Raw genomic sequence first — 19,837 nt, forward strand, 5'->3', positions numbered from 1 at the left:
TCGGTCACGCCGACACCTCGGGCTCGGCCAGCTACAACGTCGGCCTGTCGAACCGCCGTGCCCGCACGGTCGCCGATGCCCTCGTGGCCCGCGGCGTCCCCGGTGGCGCCCTGGCCGTCGAAGGTCGCGGTGAAACCGACCTGGCCCGTCCGACCGCTGACGGTGTCCGTGAGCCGCTGAACCGGCGCGCGACCATCGACATCAACTTCTGATCCGGCTTCCGGACCGGTCCGGCCTCTCCCCGCGAGAGACCGGGCCGAACCGGGCCTGACCAGAGGGTCGATAGACTTCAACCCACCGCCGTGGCCCCCGGTCACGGCGGTGGTGTCGTTTCGGGTGGGAGACGAGGTTTTCCTGCCCGCGACTGGACAGGCGGGCCGGACCGGTCAAAGGGAGGATTGTGTTCGTTTCCCATCGCTCCTTTCCTGCGCCGTTGCCTGAGCCGGATGCCCTTGTCCGTCGTCGATTTCTGATTGCCAGCGCGCCCTTCGGGCCGTTCTCCGGGGACCTTGCCGCCGCGATCGAGGCCTCAGGAGGCGAGGTGAGGCGCCTGATTCTCAACATGGGCGATCGGTTCGACTGGCGGCGCGGCGGAGGTCGGACCCACCGCGAACCCTTCGACGCGTTCCGGACGGCGCTTCCCGACTGGATTGAGGAATTTACCGACGTCATCGTGTTCGGGGATACCAGCCCCCATGCGCGGGCGGTTCTGGCTGCGGCCCGCATACGAGGGCTGGACACCTGGGTTCTGGAGAATGGATACTTTCGTCCGGACTGGATCACGCTCGAGCGCACTGGCGTCAACGCCGAGGGCTGCAGTCCGGCGGACCCCGAGGCCTATGCCAATGTGCAGGCCCGGGAACCCCGACCGGTCCCGGTCGGGCGCATCCTGCCGTGGCACGTCACCCACATCAGCCTCTACTATTTCATCGAACTGATAGGCCGCAGGGCCTTTCCACACTTTCGGCCCGAGTATGACCCTCCGCCCTGGCGGCAGGCCTTTGGCCATGTTGGTCGGGCGCTGAAGAGCCGGAGGGCCGCGACCCGCAAGCGGCTAAGGACGGTCCTGAAGGGCGGTCTTCCTTTTGTTCTGGTCTGTCTGCAGCGGGATGGAGACAGCCAACTGGTGCGCCATTCCTCATTGCCGACCAATGCGGCGTTTCTGGCGCGCGTGCTGGACAGTTTCGCCACCCATGCGCCGCCGGAGCTGCATCTGGTGGTCAAGGGGCACCCGCTGGATGCCGGTGTCATCGACATGGAAGCGCAGACCGGACGGCTGGCTGAAGCCTGCGGTGTGAGCGCCCGGGTGCATTATCTGGATGGCGGGACCCTGGCCGATCTGTGTCGGGCCTCGCGGGGGCTGGTGGTCAACAACTCCAGCGCGGCGCTATCCGCGCTCGGGTTTGGCACGCCGGTCAAGGTTCTGGGACAGGCCTTTTTCGACATGGAGGGTCTGACGGACCCCCGCCCGCTTGACCAGTTCTGGAGCGCGCCGCGCGCGCCCGATCCGGACCTGTTCGCGCGGTTTCGCACCTGGGTGATCGATAATACCCAGATAAACGGCGGGTTTCACGGACCGGCTGTGCGGCGCGAGACCGCCCGGGCGGTGGTTCAGCGGTTTGCCCTCGACTTCAGGGCCGGCCCCCGCGTCTGAGCACGGCCAATCCGGCAAGGTGTGGCTCTCGCGCCACCCCCAGAGCCCTGTCACGTCATTGTCATATTAGTGTCGTCGGAGCTTCCCACGTCCGGCCTAGAGGGAGCCCACTTGTCATCTTTCGTCGCGTTTGAGTCCCATTCCGGGCCATTTCGTGGCGAGTCAGCGGGGATACGCCAGACATGCTGAAGAAGTTCGCCTACGGGGCCTCGGTCGCCGTACTCATGATGACCGCGGCTACCGCGGTTCATGCCCAGGAAACCACCGGCGCCATCCGTGGCACCGTGCTGGGCGACAGCGGCCAGCCGGTCGCCAACGCCACGGTCACTGTGACCCACGTGCCGTCGGGCACCCGCTCGGTTGCCGTCACCGGCGAGAACGGCCAGTACAACGCCCGCGGCCTGCGCGTCGGCGGCCCCTACACGGTCCAGGTTGACGCCGCCGGCGTCTCGGGCACCCGTGAAGTCGCGGCCATCGGCATTGGCGACGCGACCGTTGCCGACGTCTATGTCTCGCAGGGCGGCACCCAGCTGGACGAAGTGGTCGTGATCGGCACCGCCGGCGGCGTCGTGCAGACCGCCATCGGCCCGAACGCCGTCTTCACCGCCGAAGACCTGGCCAACGCCCCGGCCATCAACCGCGACATCCGCGACGTGATCGCGATCGACCCGCGCGTCTATGTCGACGAAGCCTTTGTCGATGCCGTGCAGTGCGGCGGCGCCAACCCGCGCTTCAACAGCCTGACCGTCGACGGCGTCCGCCTGAACGACAATTTCGGCCTGAACTCGTCGGGCTATCCGACCGAGCGCATGCCCTTCTCCTACGACGCCATCCAGCAGGTGGCTGTGGAACTGGCCCCGTTCGACGTCGAATACGGCAACTTCACCGCCTGTAACATCAACGCCGTGACCAAGTCGGGCGGCAACAGCCTGTCGGGCGGCTTCTTCTACGACTACAGCGACCACGAGCTGACCGGCGCCTCGCTGGAAGGCCGTTCGGTTGACCTGGGCGAGTTCGAGGAGACCCGCTGGGGCATCAACGTCGGTGGCCCAATCATTCAGGATCGCCTGTATTTCTTCGCCGCCTACGAGAAGCTGGACGGCGTCAACTTCTTTGACCGTTCGCCGGCCGGCGGCGGTGGCGCCGAAGTGCAGGGCCTGTCGATGGCCCAGTACAACGAGATCCTTGATATCGCCCGCACCGTGTACGGCTTTGACCCGGGTGGCATTCCGGCCCCGCAGCCGAATGAAGATGAAAAGCTGCTCATCAAGCTGGACTGGAACATCAGCGATCAGCACCGCGCGGCCTTCACCTATAACTACAATGATGGCTTCAACATCACGGAGTCGGACCGCGGCTCGGATGAATTCGAATTTTCGGGTCACCTGTATGAGCGCGGTGCCGAGCTGAACGCCTATGTCCTGCAGGTCTTTTCGGACTGGACGGACAATTTCTCGACGGAGTTCCGCGTCGCCTATTCGACCCTGGACAACCGCCAGATCCCGCAAGGCGGCCTCGACGTCGGGGAAGTCCAGATCCGGACTCTCAACGACCATGATGGCGACAGCGTCGACTCGCGCGCCACCGTCTATCTGGGTGCCGACGACTCGCGTCATTCGAACGTGCTCAGCTATGAGACGATGAGCTACAAGCTCGGCGGATCGTACATCTGGGGTGACCATCTGTTCACCTTCGGCTACGAGCGCGAGGACCTTGAAATCTTCAACCTTTTCGTCCAGCACAGCCAGGGCGAGTTCCGCTTCAACAGCATCAACGACTTCCGCAACGGCAACGCCTCGCAGGTCTTCTACGGCAACGCGGCCTCGCTGGACCCGAACGATGCGGCGGCCAGCTTCGCCTACGGCACCAACACCCTGTATGCGCAGGACGAGTGGGTCTTCTCGAACGACCTGACCCTGACCTTCGGCCTGCGCTATGACTGGTACGACTCGAACGACGAGCCGGCCCTGAACGCCAACTTCGTGGCGCGCAACGGCTTTGCCAACACGTCGAACCTGGACGGCAAGGGGCTGCTGCAGCCGCGCTTCGGCTTCCGCTATGACTTCGCCGACAATCTGCAGTTCCGTGGTGGTTTCGGCCTCTATTCGGGCGGCAATCCCAACGTCTGGCTGTCGAACAACTATTCGAACGACGGTGTGACCAACATCCAGGTGAACCGCCGCAACTTCAACATCTTCACCAACACGACCGGTCAGCCGCTGTTCGACATTCCGGACTCGCTGGTCACCGCCGTGACCACCGGTACGCCGAATGTTGGCGTCAATGCGCTGGACCCCGACTTCGACCTGCCGTCGGCCTGGAAGTTCGCCATCGGTGCCACCTACTGGTTCGATGCGCCGGTTCTGGGTGAAGGCGTCCGCCTTGACCTCGACCTCCTGCACTCGGAAACCCAGGATGCGGCCATCATCAAGGATCTGACGCTGGCCCAGATCGGCACCATGGTTGACGGTCGCCCGATCTATCGCTCGATCGACCGCAGCGACCCCGACTGCGTCAATCCGACTGCGGCCGCCTGCTCCAGCCGGAACTTCAACAATGACTTCGTGCTGACCAATACGGATGGCGGACATCAAACGGTGTTCTCGGCCAGCCTGACCCAGTCCTACGACTGGGGCCTGGACTGGACCCTGGGCTATGCCTTCACCCAGGCCGAAGACGTCAATCCGATGACCTCGTCGGTGGCCTTCTCGAACTATGCCAACGTGGCGGTGTTTGATCCGAACAACCCGAACGTGGCGACCTCGAACTATGAGATCCCGCACCGGATCACCCTGCAAATGAACTATGAGCGGGAAATCTTCGGCGACTACATGACCCGCTTCACCCTGTTCGGTCGTGCGAACGAGGGCCGTCCGTTCGGCTTCGCCTTCTCGGGCGACGACGGCGACATCTTCGGCGACATCATCGACAACCGTCACCTGCTGTACATCCCGACCGGTCCGTCGGATCCCAACGTGGTGTTCCAGCCGGGCTTCGACCAGGCCGCCTTCTTCGACTTCATCGATGAATACGGTCTGGGTGAGTTTGCCGGTTCGACCATGCCCCGCAACGCCGTCCAGAGCGGTTGGTGGAGCAAGTTCGACCTGCGGATCGAGCAGGAGCTGCCGGGCCTGATGTCGGGTCACCGCACTGCGGCCTTCGTGGTCGTGGAAAACCTCGGCAACCTGCTGAACGACGAATGGGGCATCCTGCGTGAGGCTTCCTTCCCGCAATCGCAGGGCGTGGTGGACGTGGACCGCAACGGTGCCGGCCAGTACGTCTTCCAGCAGTTCCTCCAGCCCGCTGGCCAGTCCCGCGTGACCGGTGCGTCGCTTTGGGAAGTGCGTGTGGGCCTGCGCTACAGCTTCTAAGCTTTAGCTGCAGACCAAAGATCGAGGGCGGGCCGGAAACGGTCCGCCCTTTTTCGTTATTGGCCCTATCGCTCGCGACGCGGTCGCTCGCTACTTGAGGGCAGGCGTTTTTGCCCTAACGCTCGCCGCGCGGTGGCTCGCTACTTGAGGGCATGTATTTTCCCTACCGCTCGCGACGCGGTCGCTCGCTACTTGAGGGGTTGGCTTGAGGGGGAGGCGGTTCGTGCCTATCTGGTGCGGCCTGCCCCTATGAAGGATGATCCCGGCATGACCGCTGTTCCCGTCCCGGCCGAATGGGCTCCGCACCGCGCCATGTGGGTCGGATGGCCCAGCCATGCCGAGCTGTGGGAAGACGACCTTGAGGCCGCACAGGCCGAGGTCGAGGGACTGGTGCGGGCGCTGGCCGGACCGGGGCGCGAGCAGGTGCGGCTGTTGGTCGGCAAGCGCGAGGCGCTGGAGGCCGCGCAGGCCCGGTTTGCCGGCGTGGACGGTGTGACCGTGGTCGATGGCCGGTTCGGCGACATCTGGCTGAGGGACACGGGCCCGATCTTCGGTCAGGGCTCCGCCCGGGCGGCCGCCTTCCGGTTCAACGGCTGGGGCGGCAAATATGAGCTGGAGCATGACGACACGGTCGCGACGCAGATCGGCGCGGCCTCCGGCACGCCGCTCGACCGGCACGACTTTATCCTTGAGGGCGGGGCGCTGGATCATGACGGGCGGGGCACGATTCTGACGACGCGCCAGTGCCTTTTGAACCCCAACCGCAACCCGGGCTGGACCGAGGCTCTGGCCGAGTCGGCGCTGACCGAGGCGCTGGGGGCAACGCGGGTCGTCTGGCTGGGCGACGGGCTGATGAATGATCATACGGACGGCCATGTCGACAATCTGGCGCGGTTCGTCGGCCCGGGGGTGGTCGTCTGTCCGGTGGGCTGGGGCGCGGACGATCCCAATGACGAGGTCTATGACGCCACAGCCCGGGCGCTGACGGCCGAGGGGCTGACGGTCATCCGCATTCCCTCGCCCGGCCGGATCGAGAACGAGGACGGCGAACCCATCCCCGCCAGCCACATGAATTTCCTGATCGCCAATGGGGCGGTCATTGTGCCGAGCTACGGGAACGAAGCGGCGACCGAAGCCGCCTGCAACGCCTTGCGGGTCGTCCTTTCCGATCGCGAGATTATCGCCCTGCCGTCGCTTGCGATCCTCACCGGCGGAGGCTCGTTCCACTGCATCTCACAGCAGGAACCAGCGTGAGGCTTGGTGAAAAGTGCTAGTGAGTAGTGAGTAGAGGGGACGGAGCTTGGGCGAGACGCACAATCATCGAGATCTGAAGGTCTGGCAGATCTCTATGGATCTCGTTGAAACTGTCTACAGGCTCTCGCGTGATTGGCCGAACCACGAACTGTATGGGCTGGTCTCTCAGGCGCGCAGGGCCTCTGTTTCCGTTCCCGCGAACATCGCGGAGGGAGCGGGCAGGCGCAGTACCGGAGAGTTCGCACACTTCGTCGGGATTGCGCGCGGTTCGCTGGCCGAAGTCGAAACACTGCTCGTTCTGGCGGGCAGGCTCGGATACCTTGATGAGCGCACCTTGGAACATCTTCTGATGGACATTGCTGAGGTCGGACGGATGCTGACCGGTCTCATGCACTCGTTGCGTGACAGGCAGGCGCGATGACACAGAGCTCGACATACTACTCACTACCCACCAGCACTCTTCACCCAAGTACCCACTCATGACCCGCACCCTCTCCGTCGCTGCCATCCAGACCTCGTATGGCGAGGACCTGCAGGCCAATATCGACAAGACCATCGGCTTCATCCGGGAGGCGGCGGGCAAGGGTGCGCAGGTGATCCTACCGTCGGAGCTGTTCCAGGGGCCGTATTTCTGTGTGAGCCAGGAGGAGCACTGGTTCGGCACGGCCTGGCCGTGGCGCGAGCATCCGTGCGTTGTGGCGCTGGCGCCGGTGGCGGCGGAGCTGGGGGTGGCGATCCCCGTGTCGATCTTTGAGCGCGAGGGGCCGCACTATTTCAACAGCCTGGTGATGCTGGACGCGGACGGCCGGGCGCTGGGCGTCTATCGCAAGAGCCATATTCCGGACGGGCCGGGGTATCAGGAGAAATACTATTTCCGGCCGGGCGATACGGGCTTCAAGGTCTGGGACACCCGGTTTGGCCGCATCGGCGTGGGCATCTGCTGGGACCAGTGGTACCCGGAGACCGCGCGCGCCATGATGCTGCAGGGCGCCGAGGTGCTGATGTATCCGACCGCCATCGGCACCGAGCCCCATGACGATGAGCTGGACACGGCCGAGCCCTGGCGGCGGGCCATGCAGGGCCATGCGGTGTCGAACGTCGTGCCGGTGGTCGGCGCCAACCGCATCGGCCATGAGACAGTGACCGACAAGGGCCAGACCTTTTACGGGCATTCCTTCATCGCCAATCACCGGGGCGATCTGGTCGAGAGTCTGGGCCGCGAGGACGAGGGCGTGCTGGTGCACAGTTTCGACCTCGATTTTCTGGATCGGCACCGCGCGGCCTGGGGCTTTTTCCGCGACCGGCGCACGGACCTGTACGGCCCGCTGGTCAGCGCCCGTCCCTAAGAGCGCAGGGCCAGCCGCTCCGCCGCGCATGCGGGGTTTTCGAGGGGATCGGTGCGGGCGGTCACCAGTTCGGCGCGGGCGGCCTCGGCGAGGGCGCGGTAGGCCGGATCGGTGCGGGCGGCCTGCCAGACGGCCTGACCCAACCGTTCGCCCGCTGCCACATCCTGCGGCCAGGCGAGACCGCAGATCGACAGGCTGAGGCCGATTTCCCGGCCGATGCGGCGTGTCTGTTCGGCGCGGTCCGGGGCGAGGTCGGCGACCGCCTCGGCCCAGACGGTGGCCAGGGCAGCGCCGCCGGAGGGCGACCAGCCGTGGCCGCTGTCGCCTTCGGGTAGACGGATACAGGCCGTGCGGTCGGTGCCGATGTCGATGGGGCGGGGACGGGCGGCCCGCAGCTTTTGCCAGACAGCCTCGACGTCGCGGCCCAGCCTGGTGAACAGGTCAATTACTGCGGGGGTCTCGGCCGCGCCGAGTCGGGTGCCGAGCGCGCAGTCGAAATGCTGGGGCGCGAAGGCCGGGCGCAGCTCGACATGGCGGATCGCCAGATACCAGCGGTCCGTGCCGGGGGTTTGACCTTCACGCTCCCACGTTCCGCGGTCGGCAGCGAGATCGGCGGAGGTCGGACCGGGGGCCGGGCGATGTGCACCCGCAATGGCGTCGATCTGACCCGCCGTGACGAAGCCTTGAGGGGGCGAGGGGGCGGACAGCGACCGAGGGTCCGGTCGGCGCTCGGACAGGCTGCAGCCGGCGACCAGCAGCGGCATGAGCAGGAGAAGGGGCAGGCCCCGCCTCCTCACTGTCACTGGCCCGCCGTCCATGTGACGGACACGCGGGTCTGGCTGTCATCCGCCTCGGAGGGCTCGGCCACGACCTGCAGGGTGGCGCCGCGGCCCTCGGGGTCGACCGCAGCATAGGCCTGGGTCTGGCCCTGCTTGAGGGCGGAGACGGTCGACAGGCCACTGTCGCGGGCCCTGGTCTGATAGAAGTCGATGACCGCCTCGGGGCTGTCAGAGGTGGTGAAGGTGGCCGTTCCGCCGAGGTCCGTGGTGGGCGCGTCCGACGGGCTGGGCTGGGCCCCCGGATAGGCGGCGGCATAGGCGGGGGGGCCGGAGGACGTAACCTCTGCGACCTCCGCGCCATCCGCGGGTGCTTCGGGCGTTTCCGGGGCGGCGGCTTCGGCCTCGGCGGGCGGGGTGTCGTCTTCTGCCGGGCCCTGACCGCAGGCGGCCAGCGTCAGGCTGGCAGCAAGCGCCGTCGTAACAGCAAGACGCGCAGACATACGGCGCGGGATCGGTTGCAATCTCATGGTCCCGTTCCTGGGTTGGGTCGCGGAATCAGCCTTCTGGCAGATGCCGAAAGGCACGTTGGCGCAGGACGGGGGCGCCATCAAGGCGATTGTTCAGCCAGTCGGAGCGTTGGCGCCATCGCCGGACGACCGGTCGTCTCCGGTGTTCTTGACGGGGCCGTTTCCCGGCAGGGCGGCAGGCTGTTTTGCACCCGCAGCATCCCGACCCATGCGGGTGAGGTCCGCATTGATCGCGTCGGAGTCCGGGTCAATGTCCGAGCCCGAGGCCGAGCCGCCCCGCAGCGACCCGGCCCGGGTATCCGAGCCGGAATCGCTGCCGCTCAGGGCATTGTCGAGATGGGCCTGATCGAGGCTGTCGGACAGGGCGTCGGGCTGGTGGCCCAGATCGGTGCGCTCGCCCATGGCCTTGGCCTCACGGCCCTCGTCGGTCTCGGGAGTTTGGTCGGGATCGGCCATCTGCGGTCTTGCCTCCATTGCAGAGGATAAGCGCCAGCAGACGGCCAAGGTTCCCGGAATCGCTCGGGGGCAGCAGTCGGGGCCGATCAGGCCTCGAACAGCTTTTGCCAGCGGCGCTTCTCGCGGTTCTTCCAGGCGCCGCGGTGCCAGGCGTCCGAGCCGATCAAGGGCACGACGGTGGTCGCTTCTGCAAAGACCATCTGCTCGTGGGTGGTCTGGACCTTGCCCCAGCTGGCGGCCTCCTTGAGGGTCGAGGACGAGCAGGCGCCGTCGCGGACATCGGCGACCGTGATTTGCACGGCATAGCGGTGCATCTCGGCCTCGACGCCGAGGATTTCGGCACAGACGACCGTGTCCTGGGCGAAGTTCTTGGGCACGCCGCCGCCCACCATGAACAGGCCGGTGACGCCCGCCGCGATCTTGATGTCGGTCAGTTCGCGGAAGTCGGCGATGGCGTCCAGCATCATATAGGGCTGACCGGCGGCCGCGCGTTCCTTCTGGTGCTTGACCAGACCAAAGCCGGCCGAGCTGTCGACGAAGGCCGGGCAGAAGATCGGCACGCCCTCTTCATAGGCGGTCTGGATCAGCGAGCCGGGCTTTTTGGCGTTCCCTTCGCTGAGCCACTTGCCCATTTCCCAGATGAACTCACGCGAGGAATAGCCGCGCGGCTCGAGGCGGTTGGCGATCTCGAGGATGGTGTGATCGCAGGCCTGGAGCTCTTCCTCGTCGATATAGGTGTCGTAGATCCGGTCGATGTAGTTGTCGCGCAGGACGTTGTCGTCCACCTCGCCGGCGGCCTGATAGTGTTTGAAGCCGAGCGCCTCGAAGAAATCCATGTCGACGATCGAGGCGCCGGTGGCGACCACGGCGTCGATCATGCCGAACTTCACCATGTCGCGGTACACATGCATGCAGCCGCCGGCCGAGGTCGAGCCGGCCAGGATCAGCCACGGCGAGCAGTCCTTGTCTTCCAGCGCCATGTTGAAGATGTCGGCGGCGCGGGCCGTGTCGCGCGACGAGAAGCTCATCTTGCGCATGGCGTCGATGATCGGCCGGGCGTCGAAGGACGTGATGTCGATGTGCTCGACGGTGTTCTGCAGCAGCTGGGCCTTGGTGTTCGGCGTGACGGATGCGTTCATTTCAGCGGTTTCCCTCATGATTTGAGCGCCCGTCCGCGAATAGGAAACAGCGGCCCGGACGGAGCGACGGGCCGCTGCTTATACCAGTGTCTGTGTGGCAGTTCAGCGTCGCCGCTGTTTGCGCTGTCCGGCCTTGCCCTTGGGACGGCTGAAACGAACGACCTTGCGGGCCTGTTCCTCGGCCGAGGTGCGCACGGTCGGGATCGACCGGGGCGCCAGACCGTAGAGCGAGGCCATGGGGGCGTCCTCGACCATGGCGATGTCGTGCACGCCATAGCCGTTGAAGCCGGTCGACATGGCCACCCCATAGGCGCCCAGCATGCCGATCTCGATATAGTCGCCTTCGCGGATATCGGCGGGCAGATAGAAGGGCCCGGGCATGTGGTCGATGGAATCGCAGGTCGGGCCGTAGAAGCGGAACGGCTTGAGGTCGGTCGAGGCCGATGCGTCACGCACCAGCTTGACCGGGAAGGGCCAGCGGGAGTGGGTCGCGTCGAACAGCGAGCCGTAGGAGCCGTCGTTCAGATACAGGGCATCGCCCTTGCGCAGTTCGACCTGACACAGGATCGAGCTGGACTCGGCGACCAGGGCCCGGCCGGGTTCGCACCACAGCTCGGTGGTCTCGGAGACCGGCATCTCGTTGAAGCCGCGGTGGATGGCGTCGGCGTATTCCTGCATGTCCGGCGGGACCATGCCCGGATAGACCGAGGGGAAGCCGCCGCCGACATCGACGATGTCGACGAACACGCCGGCGCGGCTGATCGAGCGGCCGACCTGGGCCATGGCGGCCTCATAGGCGGACGGGCGCATGCACTGCGAGCCGACGTGGAAGCTGACGCCCATCAGCCCGTCTTTGACCGCCTGACGCACAGCCAGCAGCAGGGACGGGGCCTGATCCGGCGAGACGCCGAACTTGCCCGACAGGGTATAGGCGGCGCCATCGGCCGAGACGGCCATGCGCACGATCAGGTTGAGGTCGGCGGCCTGACCGGTGGCGTCCAGGATCTTGTGTAGCTCCTCGACGCAATCCAGCGAGAAGGTGCGGACGCCGTGGTCGAAATAGGCACGGGTGATCGCCGCGCGGCTCTTGACCGGGTGCATGAAGGCCAGACGTGCGTCGGGGCTGACCGAACGGACCAGTTCGATCTCGGCCAGCGAAGCCACGTCAAAGGCGGTGACGCCCGCCTCGACCAGGGTCTCGATGACCCAGCGCGACGGATTCGCCTTCACCGCATAGAAGACGTCAGCCTTTAGATTGTCCTGGAACCAGCGCGCCGCTACGGAAACTGAACGCGGCCGCACGAGGGCGACGGGACGTTCAGGGGACCGCTCACGGACCAGGTCCAGGGGAATTTGGTACGTGCGCAATTCACGTAACCCCCTGCAAATTGTTAACCCAGACCGGCGTTAGCGGCGCAAGCATAGGACCTACGGGGTCCGCCGGAACCCGCGATATGGGGAAAACGCAGTGTCATGTAAAGCGGTAATTTCGTGGCGGTTTCGCCGGGATCGCTTGCAGGGCGGGGCCCGAGACCGCATTCAGGGGGCCACGGGGGCAGCATGAGGGGCATGGACAGATGACGGCCGATACGCTGCGCGACTTCCTGCGCGGACTGGGCATTGCCGCGCTGGCGGGGCTGGTGCTGGCGCTGAGCGGGGCGTTCAGCGACCCTGCTCTGTCGCTGTGGCACCGGATTGCCTATTGGGTGCCGCTGATGGTGCTGGGCGGGCTGTGGGGCCACGTCTGTGGCTACCTGGTCGAGCGGTTCCTCGATCTGGATGACCGGCCGTGGGTAATGGTCGGGGTGCTGACGGCCCTGATGTTCGGGCCGATCCTGCTGATGGTGTGGCTGGCCACCGGCCTGTTTTTCGAGGGGCGGATCTATCCGCTATCGGCCATGCTCTATCTGGTGGCGCCGGTGCTGAGCATCACGGGAGCGATGAGTGCCATCAATGTCTTCATCACCCGGGCCCGCACGGTCCAGACGCACGAGGCCGCGGCCGGCCAGGTGCCGGCGCGGTTCCTCGATCGCCTGCCGTCCAGGCTGAGGGGCGCGCGGCTGATCGCGGTGCAGTCCGAGGACCATTATCTGCGCCTGCACACCGACCGGGGCTCGGACCTGATCCTGATGCGGCTGGCCGATGCGCTTTCCGAGCTGGAGGGGCTGGAGGGGGCCCAGACCCATCGCAGCTGGTGGGTGGCCCGCGATGCCGTCCGGGACGTGGCGCGCGGGGACGGGCGGGCGACCCTGACGCTGGACGGCGGGCTGAGCGTGCCCGTCAGCCGCCGCCATGCCCGCGCACTCAGGGCCGCCGGCTGGTACTGAGTCAGTCCGCCCAGATGCCGTGGAAGCCGGCGGGCAGGGCCGTGTGCGAGCGCCAGCTGGCCACCGGGCCGTCCGACAGGCGGGCCATGTCCAGCACATGCAGTTCGGTGGTGCGGGCCTTGAGATTGATGGTCGGGCCGACCAGCCAGGCGGCATCCTCGGCGTCCTGACCCGGCTTGGGCACCACCACCATCTCCTCGACGACGTGATCGGGGCCAAAGTCGTACTGGTGCGCCTGACCGGTCGACCAGTCGTGCAGGCCGATGGCTGTGGCGAACGGGCGGTCGGGGCTCTCGCCCGCCGTGTGCAGGCTGAAGCGGCGGGGTTGGCCGGCGCGGCGCGGGTCGCTGCGCGGGAATTCGGCGACCACAGTGGTGCGATCCAGACGGGCGCTGCCATCCGGTGAGAGGACGGCGAGGGCGAGGCGGGCAGGCTCTCCGCCCAACGGCACGCCGTTCAGGATCTCGGTCGCGCCGGTCGCGGCAAAGCGCATGTCGGCATGGGCGCACACATCGAAGCGGATCGTGCCGCCCGCCTCTTCCCAGGCGTCGCCCAGATGGAAGAAGCCAAAGTCGGGCAGGTCGAACAGGCGGCGGCTGTCGAGGTTGTCCTTGTCCAGCACCAGCACCTGGGTGCCGGTTCCGGCCTGCCAGTCGAAGGCGGCCGAAAAGGGCATGGTCTGGCGGACCTGCACCCAGGGCTGGAGCACGATCACCAGATGACGGGCGGTGGCGGTGAAGTCGTGGATGTAAGAGGCGCGCGGCAGGGGGACGACGCTGGCGTTCTCGAGCGTGCCATCGGCGGCCAGACGCCAGACGATGGCCTGGGCCCCGTTCATGCCGAGGTTCCAGATGCGACCGTCCGGCTCGACCCGGGGGTGGGCGAGGAAGGGCATGCCCTTCAGGTCGTCCCGCAGGGTGACGAAGCCCCTGGTCTCCAGCGTGCCGGCATCCATCGCCATGGGGGAGCCCGCTTCCCACAAGGCCCAGACATCGTCGCCCACCTTGAGCATGGAGGTATTGGCGGCATTGGCGTCGTCGTTCGAGCCGATCTCGGCACGCGGATCGGCCGGGGTGCCGAAGCCGGGCATGACCATGGCGTCCAGCCGGGTTTCCTGACGGCGCTTGGGCGTGTCGGCAAAGCGGGCGGCCAGCGTCGCCTCGCCATCCGAGACGCTGAATTTGCGGATCAGGCCGTCGCCGTCGAACCAGTGTTCAGCCGAGCCGCCCGGTCGGCGGAACTTGGCCGGGCCGTTGCGATAGAGGGCGCCTTCCAGCCCCGCCGGAGCCCGGCCGTGAATCCGGGTCAGACGATGGGGGGCGATGTCACCCTCGACGTCACGGGTCACCAGTCCCCAGTCGGTGGCGACGGCATCCTGGGCGGTCAGCAGGCGGGCGGCCTCGGCCACATCGGGGGTCAGGACGCTGCTGCCCATGGCGGCGGCACCCAGCAGGAAGGATCGGCGGGACGGGATCATGGCGGGTCTCCGGATTTCAGGGGTTCGGATCAGCGCAGGCTGATGGTCTGGACGACGGCGCCGTTCACATTGAAGCGGGCACGGTCCCAACTGGCCGGACCCATGTTGCCGCGCGCATTGTTGGAGAAGGCATAGGGTTCGACCGGCATGCCAAACAGGTTGGTGTTCATTTCACCATCGTCGTTGATGTCGTAGAACGACCGCATCGCGTAGGAACCGGGTGCCAGCCCTTCGAAGGTGACGCTGACGGTTTCAGCGGTGACAGGCACCACCCGGGAGGCGACGGACTGGTCACGGTTGTAGCCTTCGCCAGAACTGAACAGGGCCACCATGACCGTGCCGCCGGTGCGACCGGTTTCGAACTGGAAGGTGACGCTGGAGTCCTGTGCCCGGGCCTGGGGAGCGAAGGCGGCGGTGCTGACAAGGGCGGCGGCGATCAGGGCGATACGGATCTTCATGGCGGTCTCTCCGGTCAGGTCAGGAGCGGTGCGCTCCGTGGATGACCAGACCCTGAGCCGGTGCTGCCCGGCCCGCCACTGCACTTACGGAAACCGCCGCGCCGCCTTCGCCAACGGACAGGTCAAATCCGCGCGCGGCGGTTGGCGATACGCGAACGGACAGCCGGTTTCGGGCGCGGTGCCGTCAGTCGTCCTCGATGCGGTCGATGTCGTCGTCGGTCAGGCCGAAGTGGTGGCCGATCTCGTGGATCAACACATGGGCGATCAGGTCGGAGAGGCCGACGTCGCCGCGCTCGCACCACTCATCCAGAATGGGCCGCCGGTAAAGAAAGATGCGCGAGGGCTCGGCCGCCGGTCCCATCTCGTCGCGCCGTCCGACATCGACGCCGAAGTAGAGACCGGTCAGCTCGAAGGGTTCCTCCATGCCCAGCGCCTCGAGCGTTTCGGCATCGGCGAAGTCATCGACCCGGAGGACGACGTCCTGCGACAGGCCGCGAAACGGCTCGGGCAGGGCGTCCAGCGCCGCGCGCGCCACGGCGGCGAAATCGTCGAGCGAGGGGGCGACGGGATTGTCGCTCCAGAGCGAGGTGGGGGAGGATTTGGCAGGGGACAGGGGGTGGTCTCCGGACCGCACGGGCATGGCGGTGCAAGCGGGCCATCTTGGGGTATGGTGAACGAGCGAATCAAGCCGCCGGGTCGGGTCTTTGGCGGAGGGAGGAATGGCAAGCGTGATCGCCGGTGCGGACATCGCCTATGTGGCCACCGTGGGGGCTGCCGGTCTGGCGCTGGCGGTCAGTGCCTGGGCGTGGCGTCTGGATGCCCGCGCCCGTCGCAGCGAGGCCGCGCTGGAAGCCGAGCTTGAGGCCCGCGCCGACCTGATTGCCACCCGCGATGCCTGTCTGGCGCTGATGCGCGAGGTCCGGGTCCAGATTCTGGGCAATGCCGACGGTGAACTGCGGGCCGGTCAGGTGTTCGGCGATCCCGACCTGATCGCGACCCTGACCCAGGCCGATCAGGCGGCGGGCGATGTGTTGATCGCGCGGGTGCGGGACGCCGATGCCGCGCGGCTGAAGGCGCTGGTCCAGTCGGGTGTGGCCTTTGATCTGGCGCTTCAGACCGACGCCGGAGTCTGGCGGATCGAGGGCCGGGCGTTGGCCGGCTCGGCCTGGCTGCGGTTCACCGATGCCGAGATTTCGGCCGGTCTGGGCACCGGCGAGAGTGCCGCGGGCCTGCTGGCCGATGCCTCACCGGTGCCGACCTGGGTCGTGGACTCCACCGGACGTCTGGCCTGGGCCAACCGGGCCTGGCTGGCGGCGGTCAAGGCCGGCAGTCTGGAAGACGCCCTGCAACGGCAACTGACCTTTGACCGGGGGGCCGACGCCATCGTCGCCGACGCCCTGCGGCAGGGAACCCGGCAGGAAGGCTTCCGCTGGACCGCCACCGACGGGCGCCGCAAGGCCTGGCGCGTGCTGGCCGAGCCCAGCGTCGGCGGCGGGGCGGTCACCGCCTTTGCCATCGAAATGACCGAGGCCGAGGAGACGCGCGACACCCTGCGTCGCCACGTCGAGGCCCATGACGAGACGCTGAACCATCTGGCCGATGCGGTGGCCATCTTTGGCCCGTCCAAGCGGCTGGCCTTTCACAATACGGCCTTCCAGACCCTGTTCGATCTGGACCCGGCGTGGCTGGACGAGCGGCCGACCCATGCGGAGCTGCTGGACCGGCTACGCCAGCGTCGGCTGCTGCCCGAGGTGATCGACTATGCCGGCTGGCGGGCGCGCGAGCTGGAATTCTATGGCGCGACCGAGGCCACGCCCGACGACAGCTGGTCCCTGCCCGACGGGCGGACGCTCAGGGTGGTGCGCCAGCCGCACCCGCTGGGCGGCATATTGCTGATCTTCTCGGACATCACCGATGAGCTGAACCTGCGCAGCCTCTTCAACGGCCAGCTCCAGGTGCAGCGGGCGACGCTGGACAAGCTGAACGATGCGGTGGCGGTGTTCGGCTCGGACGGGCGGCTGAGGCTGCACAATGAGGCCTTTTCCACCTTCTGGGGGCCGTCGGCGCACCGGTTCGACCCGCAGGCCGATTTCGAGACGGTGGCCGAGACCTGTCGCAAGGTGCTGCCCGATGCCGGGCTGTGGCTGGGGCTGAAGGCGCGCGTCGCCGACCCCGATCCCGAGAGCCGCGTGGCCGTCTCGGGCGAGGGTCGGACGGTCGACGGGCGCATCGCCGCCTGGCAAACCCGGCCCCTGCCGGACGGGGCGACGCTGGTGGCCTTTTCCGATGTGACGGCCCAGCGGGCGCTGGAGCAGGCCCTGGCCGAGCGCGAAGCGGCGCTGGCCGAGAGCCAGGCGCTGAAGCGGGAGTTCGTCGGCAGTGTCTCGTACGAACTGCGGACGCCGCTGACGACCATTGTCGGCTATTCCGAGCTGCTGGAGGCCTCGGGCGAGCTGCCGGATCGCAGCCGCCAGCATGCGGGGGCCATCCGCATCGCCGCGACCCAGCTGGCGCGCTCGATCGACGATGTGCTGGACATGGCCCAGATCGATGCGGGCGAGATGGACCTGTCGATCCAGCCGATCCGTCTGGCGGACCTGTTGACCGAGGCGGCCGAGGCTGTGCGGGCGCGGATCGAGGGACGCGGGGCGCGGCTGACGGTCAATATCCCGCGCGGCATTGGCGAGATTGAGGCCGATCGCACCCGCGTGGCCCAGGCGCTGGATCACCTGCTGGACAATGCCGCCCGGGCGGTCTCCGAAGGCGGGCTGGTGACGCTGGAGGCGGTGGCCGGCGAGGGCGAGGTGCGGTTGCGCGTTTCCGATACCGGGCGTGGCATCCCCTATCACCTGCAGCCCCATGTGTTTGACCGGTTCGTGCGACGCGAGCGCGGGGGGCCGGGCGTCGGTCTGGCCCTGACCAAGGCGCTGGTTGAGCTGCACGGCGGCTGGGCCGAGGTCGAGAGCGTGCCGGGCGAGGGGGCGACCTTCAGCCTGCACCTGCCGCGCATGGTGGCAGCGGCCCCGGCCGACGATCTGGAACGCTTTGACACGGCGGGCCCGGCTCACTAACCCGTCGCGGCACCGCTGCCGAGGGAAAGACCATGGCCAGACCGCTGCTGAAGACCGCCCTGATCTATGATTTCGACGGCACCCTTGCCCGTGGAAACATGCAGGAGGTCAGCTTCATCCCCTCGGTCGGGATGGAGAAGGGCGCCTTCTGGGAAGAGGCGGAGACCCTGACCCGCCAGGCCGACGGCGACGGCATCCTGATGTATATGCAGCTGATGCTGCAGCGGGCGCGCGAAAACGATGCGCCGATCACCCGGCGGACGCTGCGCGACCACGGCCATGATGTGAAGCTGTTCGACGGGCTGAAGACCGATCTGACCGGCCCCGGCTGGTTCGACCGGATGAACGCCTTCGGCCGCCACTACGGGCTGGATATCGAGCACTATATCATCTCGGCCGGGCTGGAGGAGATGATCGACGGCTGTCCGATCCGCGACCAGTTCCATCACGTGTTCGCGTCGAAATTCGTCTATGACAAGGACGGTGTGGCCGTCTGGCCGGCGGTCGGCGTCAACTACACGACCAAGACCCAGTATCTGTTCCGCATCAACAAGGGCGTGCTCAACCACTATGAGCATGACCGCATCAACCGCTTCATCCCGGACGCCGAGCGCCCGGTGCCGTTCGAGCGGATGATCTTCCTCGGTGACGGCGATACCGATGTGCCGACCATGAAGATGATGCACACCAAGGGCGGCTTCTCGATCGCTGTCTATGACCCGCGCAATTCGGATCGCGACCAGCAGAAGATCTATTCGCTGATCAGCGAGGACCGGGTGAATTTCGTGGCGGCGGCGGACTACCGCGAGGGCTCGCCGCTGGACCTGATCGTCAAGGGACTGGTCGGCCGGATCGCCGTCAACGCCGGGACCATGCCGGCGGGCTGAGGGTCTGCATCCGATCCGGGCTACGGCGGCGACTAATGGGTGAAAGGGTATGCGGGCGGTGGTCGTCCGGGCCCGGTTTTTGGAGCGTTGCTCATGCTGATCCCCCTTCTGCGGGCTTTCGCCGTCTGTATCGGCATGCTGGCACTGACGGTGACCGCGCCGCCCGTCCGGGCACAGGAGGCGGTGGCCGATGCCGCCATCGAGGTTATGGCCGTGCCCGGCATTCCGCATGCGCAGGTCTGGCGGCTGGCGGGGGCTGAGGCGCGGCCCGTGGTCGTCATCCTGCACGGCGCCGACGGCGGCGATGAGGCGGGCCGGGTGATGGGGCCGGTGCTGGCGCGCCTGGGCTATGCGGCCGTCGGCCTGCCCTATTATTCGCCGGACTGGGGCGACTATGGACCGCCGCCGCAGTTCCCCGATCTGCCGGGCAGCTTCCTCGACATCCGCGTCGACCAGCTGGACGACCTGCGTCAGGCGCTGGGGACGATACCGGGCGTGGATGTTGAGCGGTTCGCCCTGTTCGGCGGGTCCAAGGGGTCGGAGTTCGCCCTGATCGCCGCCAGCCGCTATCCGTGGATCGACGCCGTGGTCGCCTATACGCCGTCGGACGTGGTCTGGGAGGGCTGGGGGCTGGAGGTTGTCGAGTCCGAGGGCACGCGGTCGTCGTTCTCGTTTGACGGCGAGGCCTTGCCCTTCATGCCCTATCGCGGCTTTGTCGATGGGCTGCTGGCCGGGGATGCGGCGGACCTGCGCGCCATCCATGAGAACGGGCGGGCCGATCATCCCGAGCGCGAGGCCGCGGCCCGCATCCCGGTCGAGGCCTATGCCGGGCCGCTGATGCTGATTGCCGGAGAGCTGGACGCTCAGTGGAACTCGGCCCGTCAGGCCCGCAACATCGTGGCTTCGCGCGAGGCGGCGGGTCTGGAGACCGACGCGCTCATCTATGCCGAGGCGGGGCACGACCTGATCGGCGACGGCGGCCCGCGTGACGCGCACCGCAGCGGCGGCACGCCCGAGGCCAATGCCGCCGCCCGGGCCGAGGCCTGGCCGCAGGTGGTGGCCTTCCTCGCCCGGCATCTTAAGCCGTAAGG

General features: G+C 67.2%; 18 protein-coding genes. 10 read left to right on the forward strand and 8 right to left on the reverse strand.

Translation table 11 applies throughout. The features are described from left to right. From EG854_RS09835 to aguB, 6 genes are all read left to right on the forward strand, one after another. Positions 1–212, forward strand: a 212-nt coding sequence (locus EG854_RS09835; RefSeq protein ID WP_164461993.1) for an OmpA family protein, incomplete at its 5' end; no start/stop codon positions are given. A 329-nt stretch (positions 213–541) separates the two neighbouring features. Next, positions 542–1,654, forward strand: a complete 1,113-nt coding sequence (locus tag EG854_RS09840) for a capsular polysaccharide export protein, LipB/KpsS family (protein WP_241153201.1) — start codon at positions 542–544, stop codon at positions 1,652–1,654. A gap of 182 nt (positions 1,655–1,836) precedes the next feature. Then, complete coding sequence (locus EG854_RS09845) at positions 1,837–5,025, forward strand: TonB-dependent receptor (protein ID WP_123287957.1); 3,189 nt, start codon at positions 1,837–1,839, stop codon at positions 5,023–5,025. Positions 5,026–5,292: 267 nt separating this feature from the next. Beyond that, positions 5,293–6,279, forward strand: a complete 987-nt coding sequence (locus tag EG854_RS09850) for an agmatine deiminase family protein (RefSeq protein WP_123288077.1) — start codon at positions 5,293–5,295, stop codon at positions 6,277–6,279. Positions 6,280–6,325: 46 nt separating this feature from the next. Further along, the gene (locus tag EG854_RS09855) at positions 6,326–6,700 is read left to right on the forward strand and encodes a four helix bundle protein (RefSeq protein ID WP_123287958.1); all 375 of its coding nucleotides are present in this window, start codon (positions 6,326–6,328) and stop codon (positions 6,698–6,700) included. A 58-nt stretch (positions 6,701–6,758) separates the two neighbouring features. After that, positions 6,759–7,625: an N-carbamoylputrescine amidase gene (gene aguB, locus EG854_RS09860; protein ID WP_123287959.1), complete on the forward strand. Its 867-nt coding sequence runs from the start codon at positions 6,759–6,761 to the stop codon at positions 7,623–7,625. Here the strand turns inward: aguB and EG854_RS13170 are convergent. The 5 genes from EG854_RS13170 to EG854_RS09885 form a co-directional block, all read right to left on the reverse strand. After that, positions 7,622–8,389, reverse strand: coding sequence for a phosphatase PAP2 family protein (locus EG854_RS13170; protein ID WP_164461994.1), 768 nt, complete (start codon positions 8,387–8,389; stop codon positions 7,622–7,624). The two genes, aguB and EG854_RS13170, sit on opposite strands and share 4 nt — an antisense overlap. A gap of 35 nt (positions 8,390–8,424) precedes the next feature. Further along, a complete protein-coding gene (locus EG854_RS09870) occupies positions 8,425–8,931 on the reverse strand; it encodes a hypothetical protein (RefSeq protein WP_164461995.1) in 507 nt (168 codons plus the stop codon). A gap of 93 nt (positions 8,932–9,024) precedes the next feature. After that, a complete protein-coding gene (locus EG854_RS09875) occupies positions 9,025–9,387 on the reverse strand; it encodes a ribonuclease (protein WP_241153202.1) in 363 nt (120 codons plus the stop codon). 86 nt (positions 9,388–9,473) lie between these two features. Continuing rightward, entirely contained in the window at positions 9,474–10,526 is a 1,053-nt protein-coding gene (locus EG854_RS09880) for a 1,9-bis(guanidino)-5-aza-nonane synthase (RefSeq protein ID WP_123287962.1), read from the reverse strand. A 102-nt stretch (positions 10,527–10,628) separates the two neighbouring features. Continuing rightward, the gene (locus EG854_RS09885) at positions 10,629–11,894 is read right to left on the reverse strand and encodes a type III PLP-dependent enzyme (protein WP_123287963.1); all 1,266 of its coding nucleotides are present in this window, start codon (positions 11,892–11,894) and stop codon (positions 10,629–10,631) included. 209 nt (positions 11,895–12,103) lie between these two features. Between EG854_RS09885 and EG854_RS09890 the strand changes: the two genes are divergently transcribed. After that, positions 12,104–12,853, forward strand: coding sequence for a LytTR family DNA-binding domain-containing protein (locus tag EG854_RS09890; protein WP_123287964.1), 750 nt, complete (start codon positions 12,104–12,106; stop codon positions 12,851–12,853). Position 12,854: 1 nt separating this feature from the next. Here the strand turns inward: EG854_RS09890 and EG854_RS09895 are convergent, their stop codons facing one another. From EG854_RS09895 to EG854_RS09905, 3 genes are all read right to left on the reverse strand, one after another. Beyond that, positions 12,855–14,330 (reverse strand): carotenoid oxygenase family protein, encoded by a 1,476-nt coding sequence (locus EG854_RS09895; RefSeq protein WP_123287965.1) that lies wholly within the window; start codon positions 14,328–14,330, stop codon positions 12,855–12,857. Positions 14,331–14,359: 29 nt separating this feature from the next. Next, positions 14,360–14,788, reverse strand: a complete 429-nt coding sequence (locus EG854_RS09900) for a DUF2141 domain-containing protein (RefSeq protein WP_123287966.1) — start codon at positions 14,786–14,788, stop codon at positions 14,360–14,362. A gap of 184 nt (positions 14,789–14,972) precedes the next feature. After that, entirely contained in the window at positions 14,973–15,428 is a 456-nt protein-coding gene (locus EG854_RS09905) for a metallopeptidase family protein (RefSeq protein ID WP_123287967.1), read from the reverse strand. A gap of 79 nt (positions 15,429–15,507) precedes the next feature. Between EG854_RS09905 and EG854_RS09910 the strand changes: the two genes are divergently transcribed. The 3 genes from EG854_RS09910 (at position 15,508) to EG854_RS09920 (ending at position 19,835) form a co-directional block, all read left to right on the forward strand. Further along, on the forward strand, positions 15,508–17,859 hold the full coding sequence (locus tag EG854_RS09910; RefSeq protein ID WP_123287968.1) for a sensor histidine kinase: 2,352 nt from the start codon (positions 15,508–15,510) through the stop codon (positions 17,857–17,859). 32 nt (positions 17,860–17,891) lie between these two features. Continuing rightward, the gene (locus EG854_RS09915; protein ID WP_123287969.1) at positions 17,892–18,746 is read left to right on the forward strand and encodes a haloacid dehalogenase-like hydrolase; all 855 of its coding nucleotides are present in this window, start codon (positions 17,892–17,894) and stop codon (positions 18,744–18,746) included. Positions 18,747–18,839: 93 nt separating this feature from the next. Next, positions 18,840–19,835, forward strand: a complete 996-nt coding sequence (locus tag EG854_RS09920; RefSeq protein WP_123287970.1) for an alpha/beta hydrolase family protein — start codon at positions 18,840–18,842, stop codon at positions 19,833–19,835. Positions 19,836–19,837: the final 2 nt, after the last annotated feature.

The organism is Brevundimonas halotolerans (assembly GCF_003730275.1).
Classification (GTDB): domain Bacteria; phylum Pseudomonadota; class Alphaproteobacteria; order Caulobacterales; family Caulobacteraceae; genus Brevundimonas; species Brevundimonas halotolerans.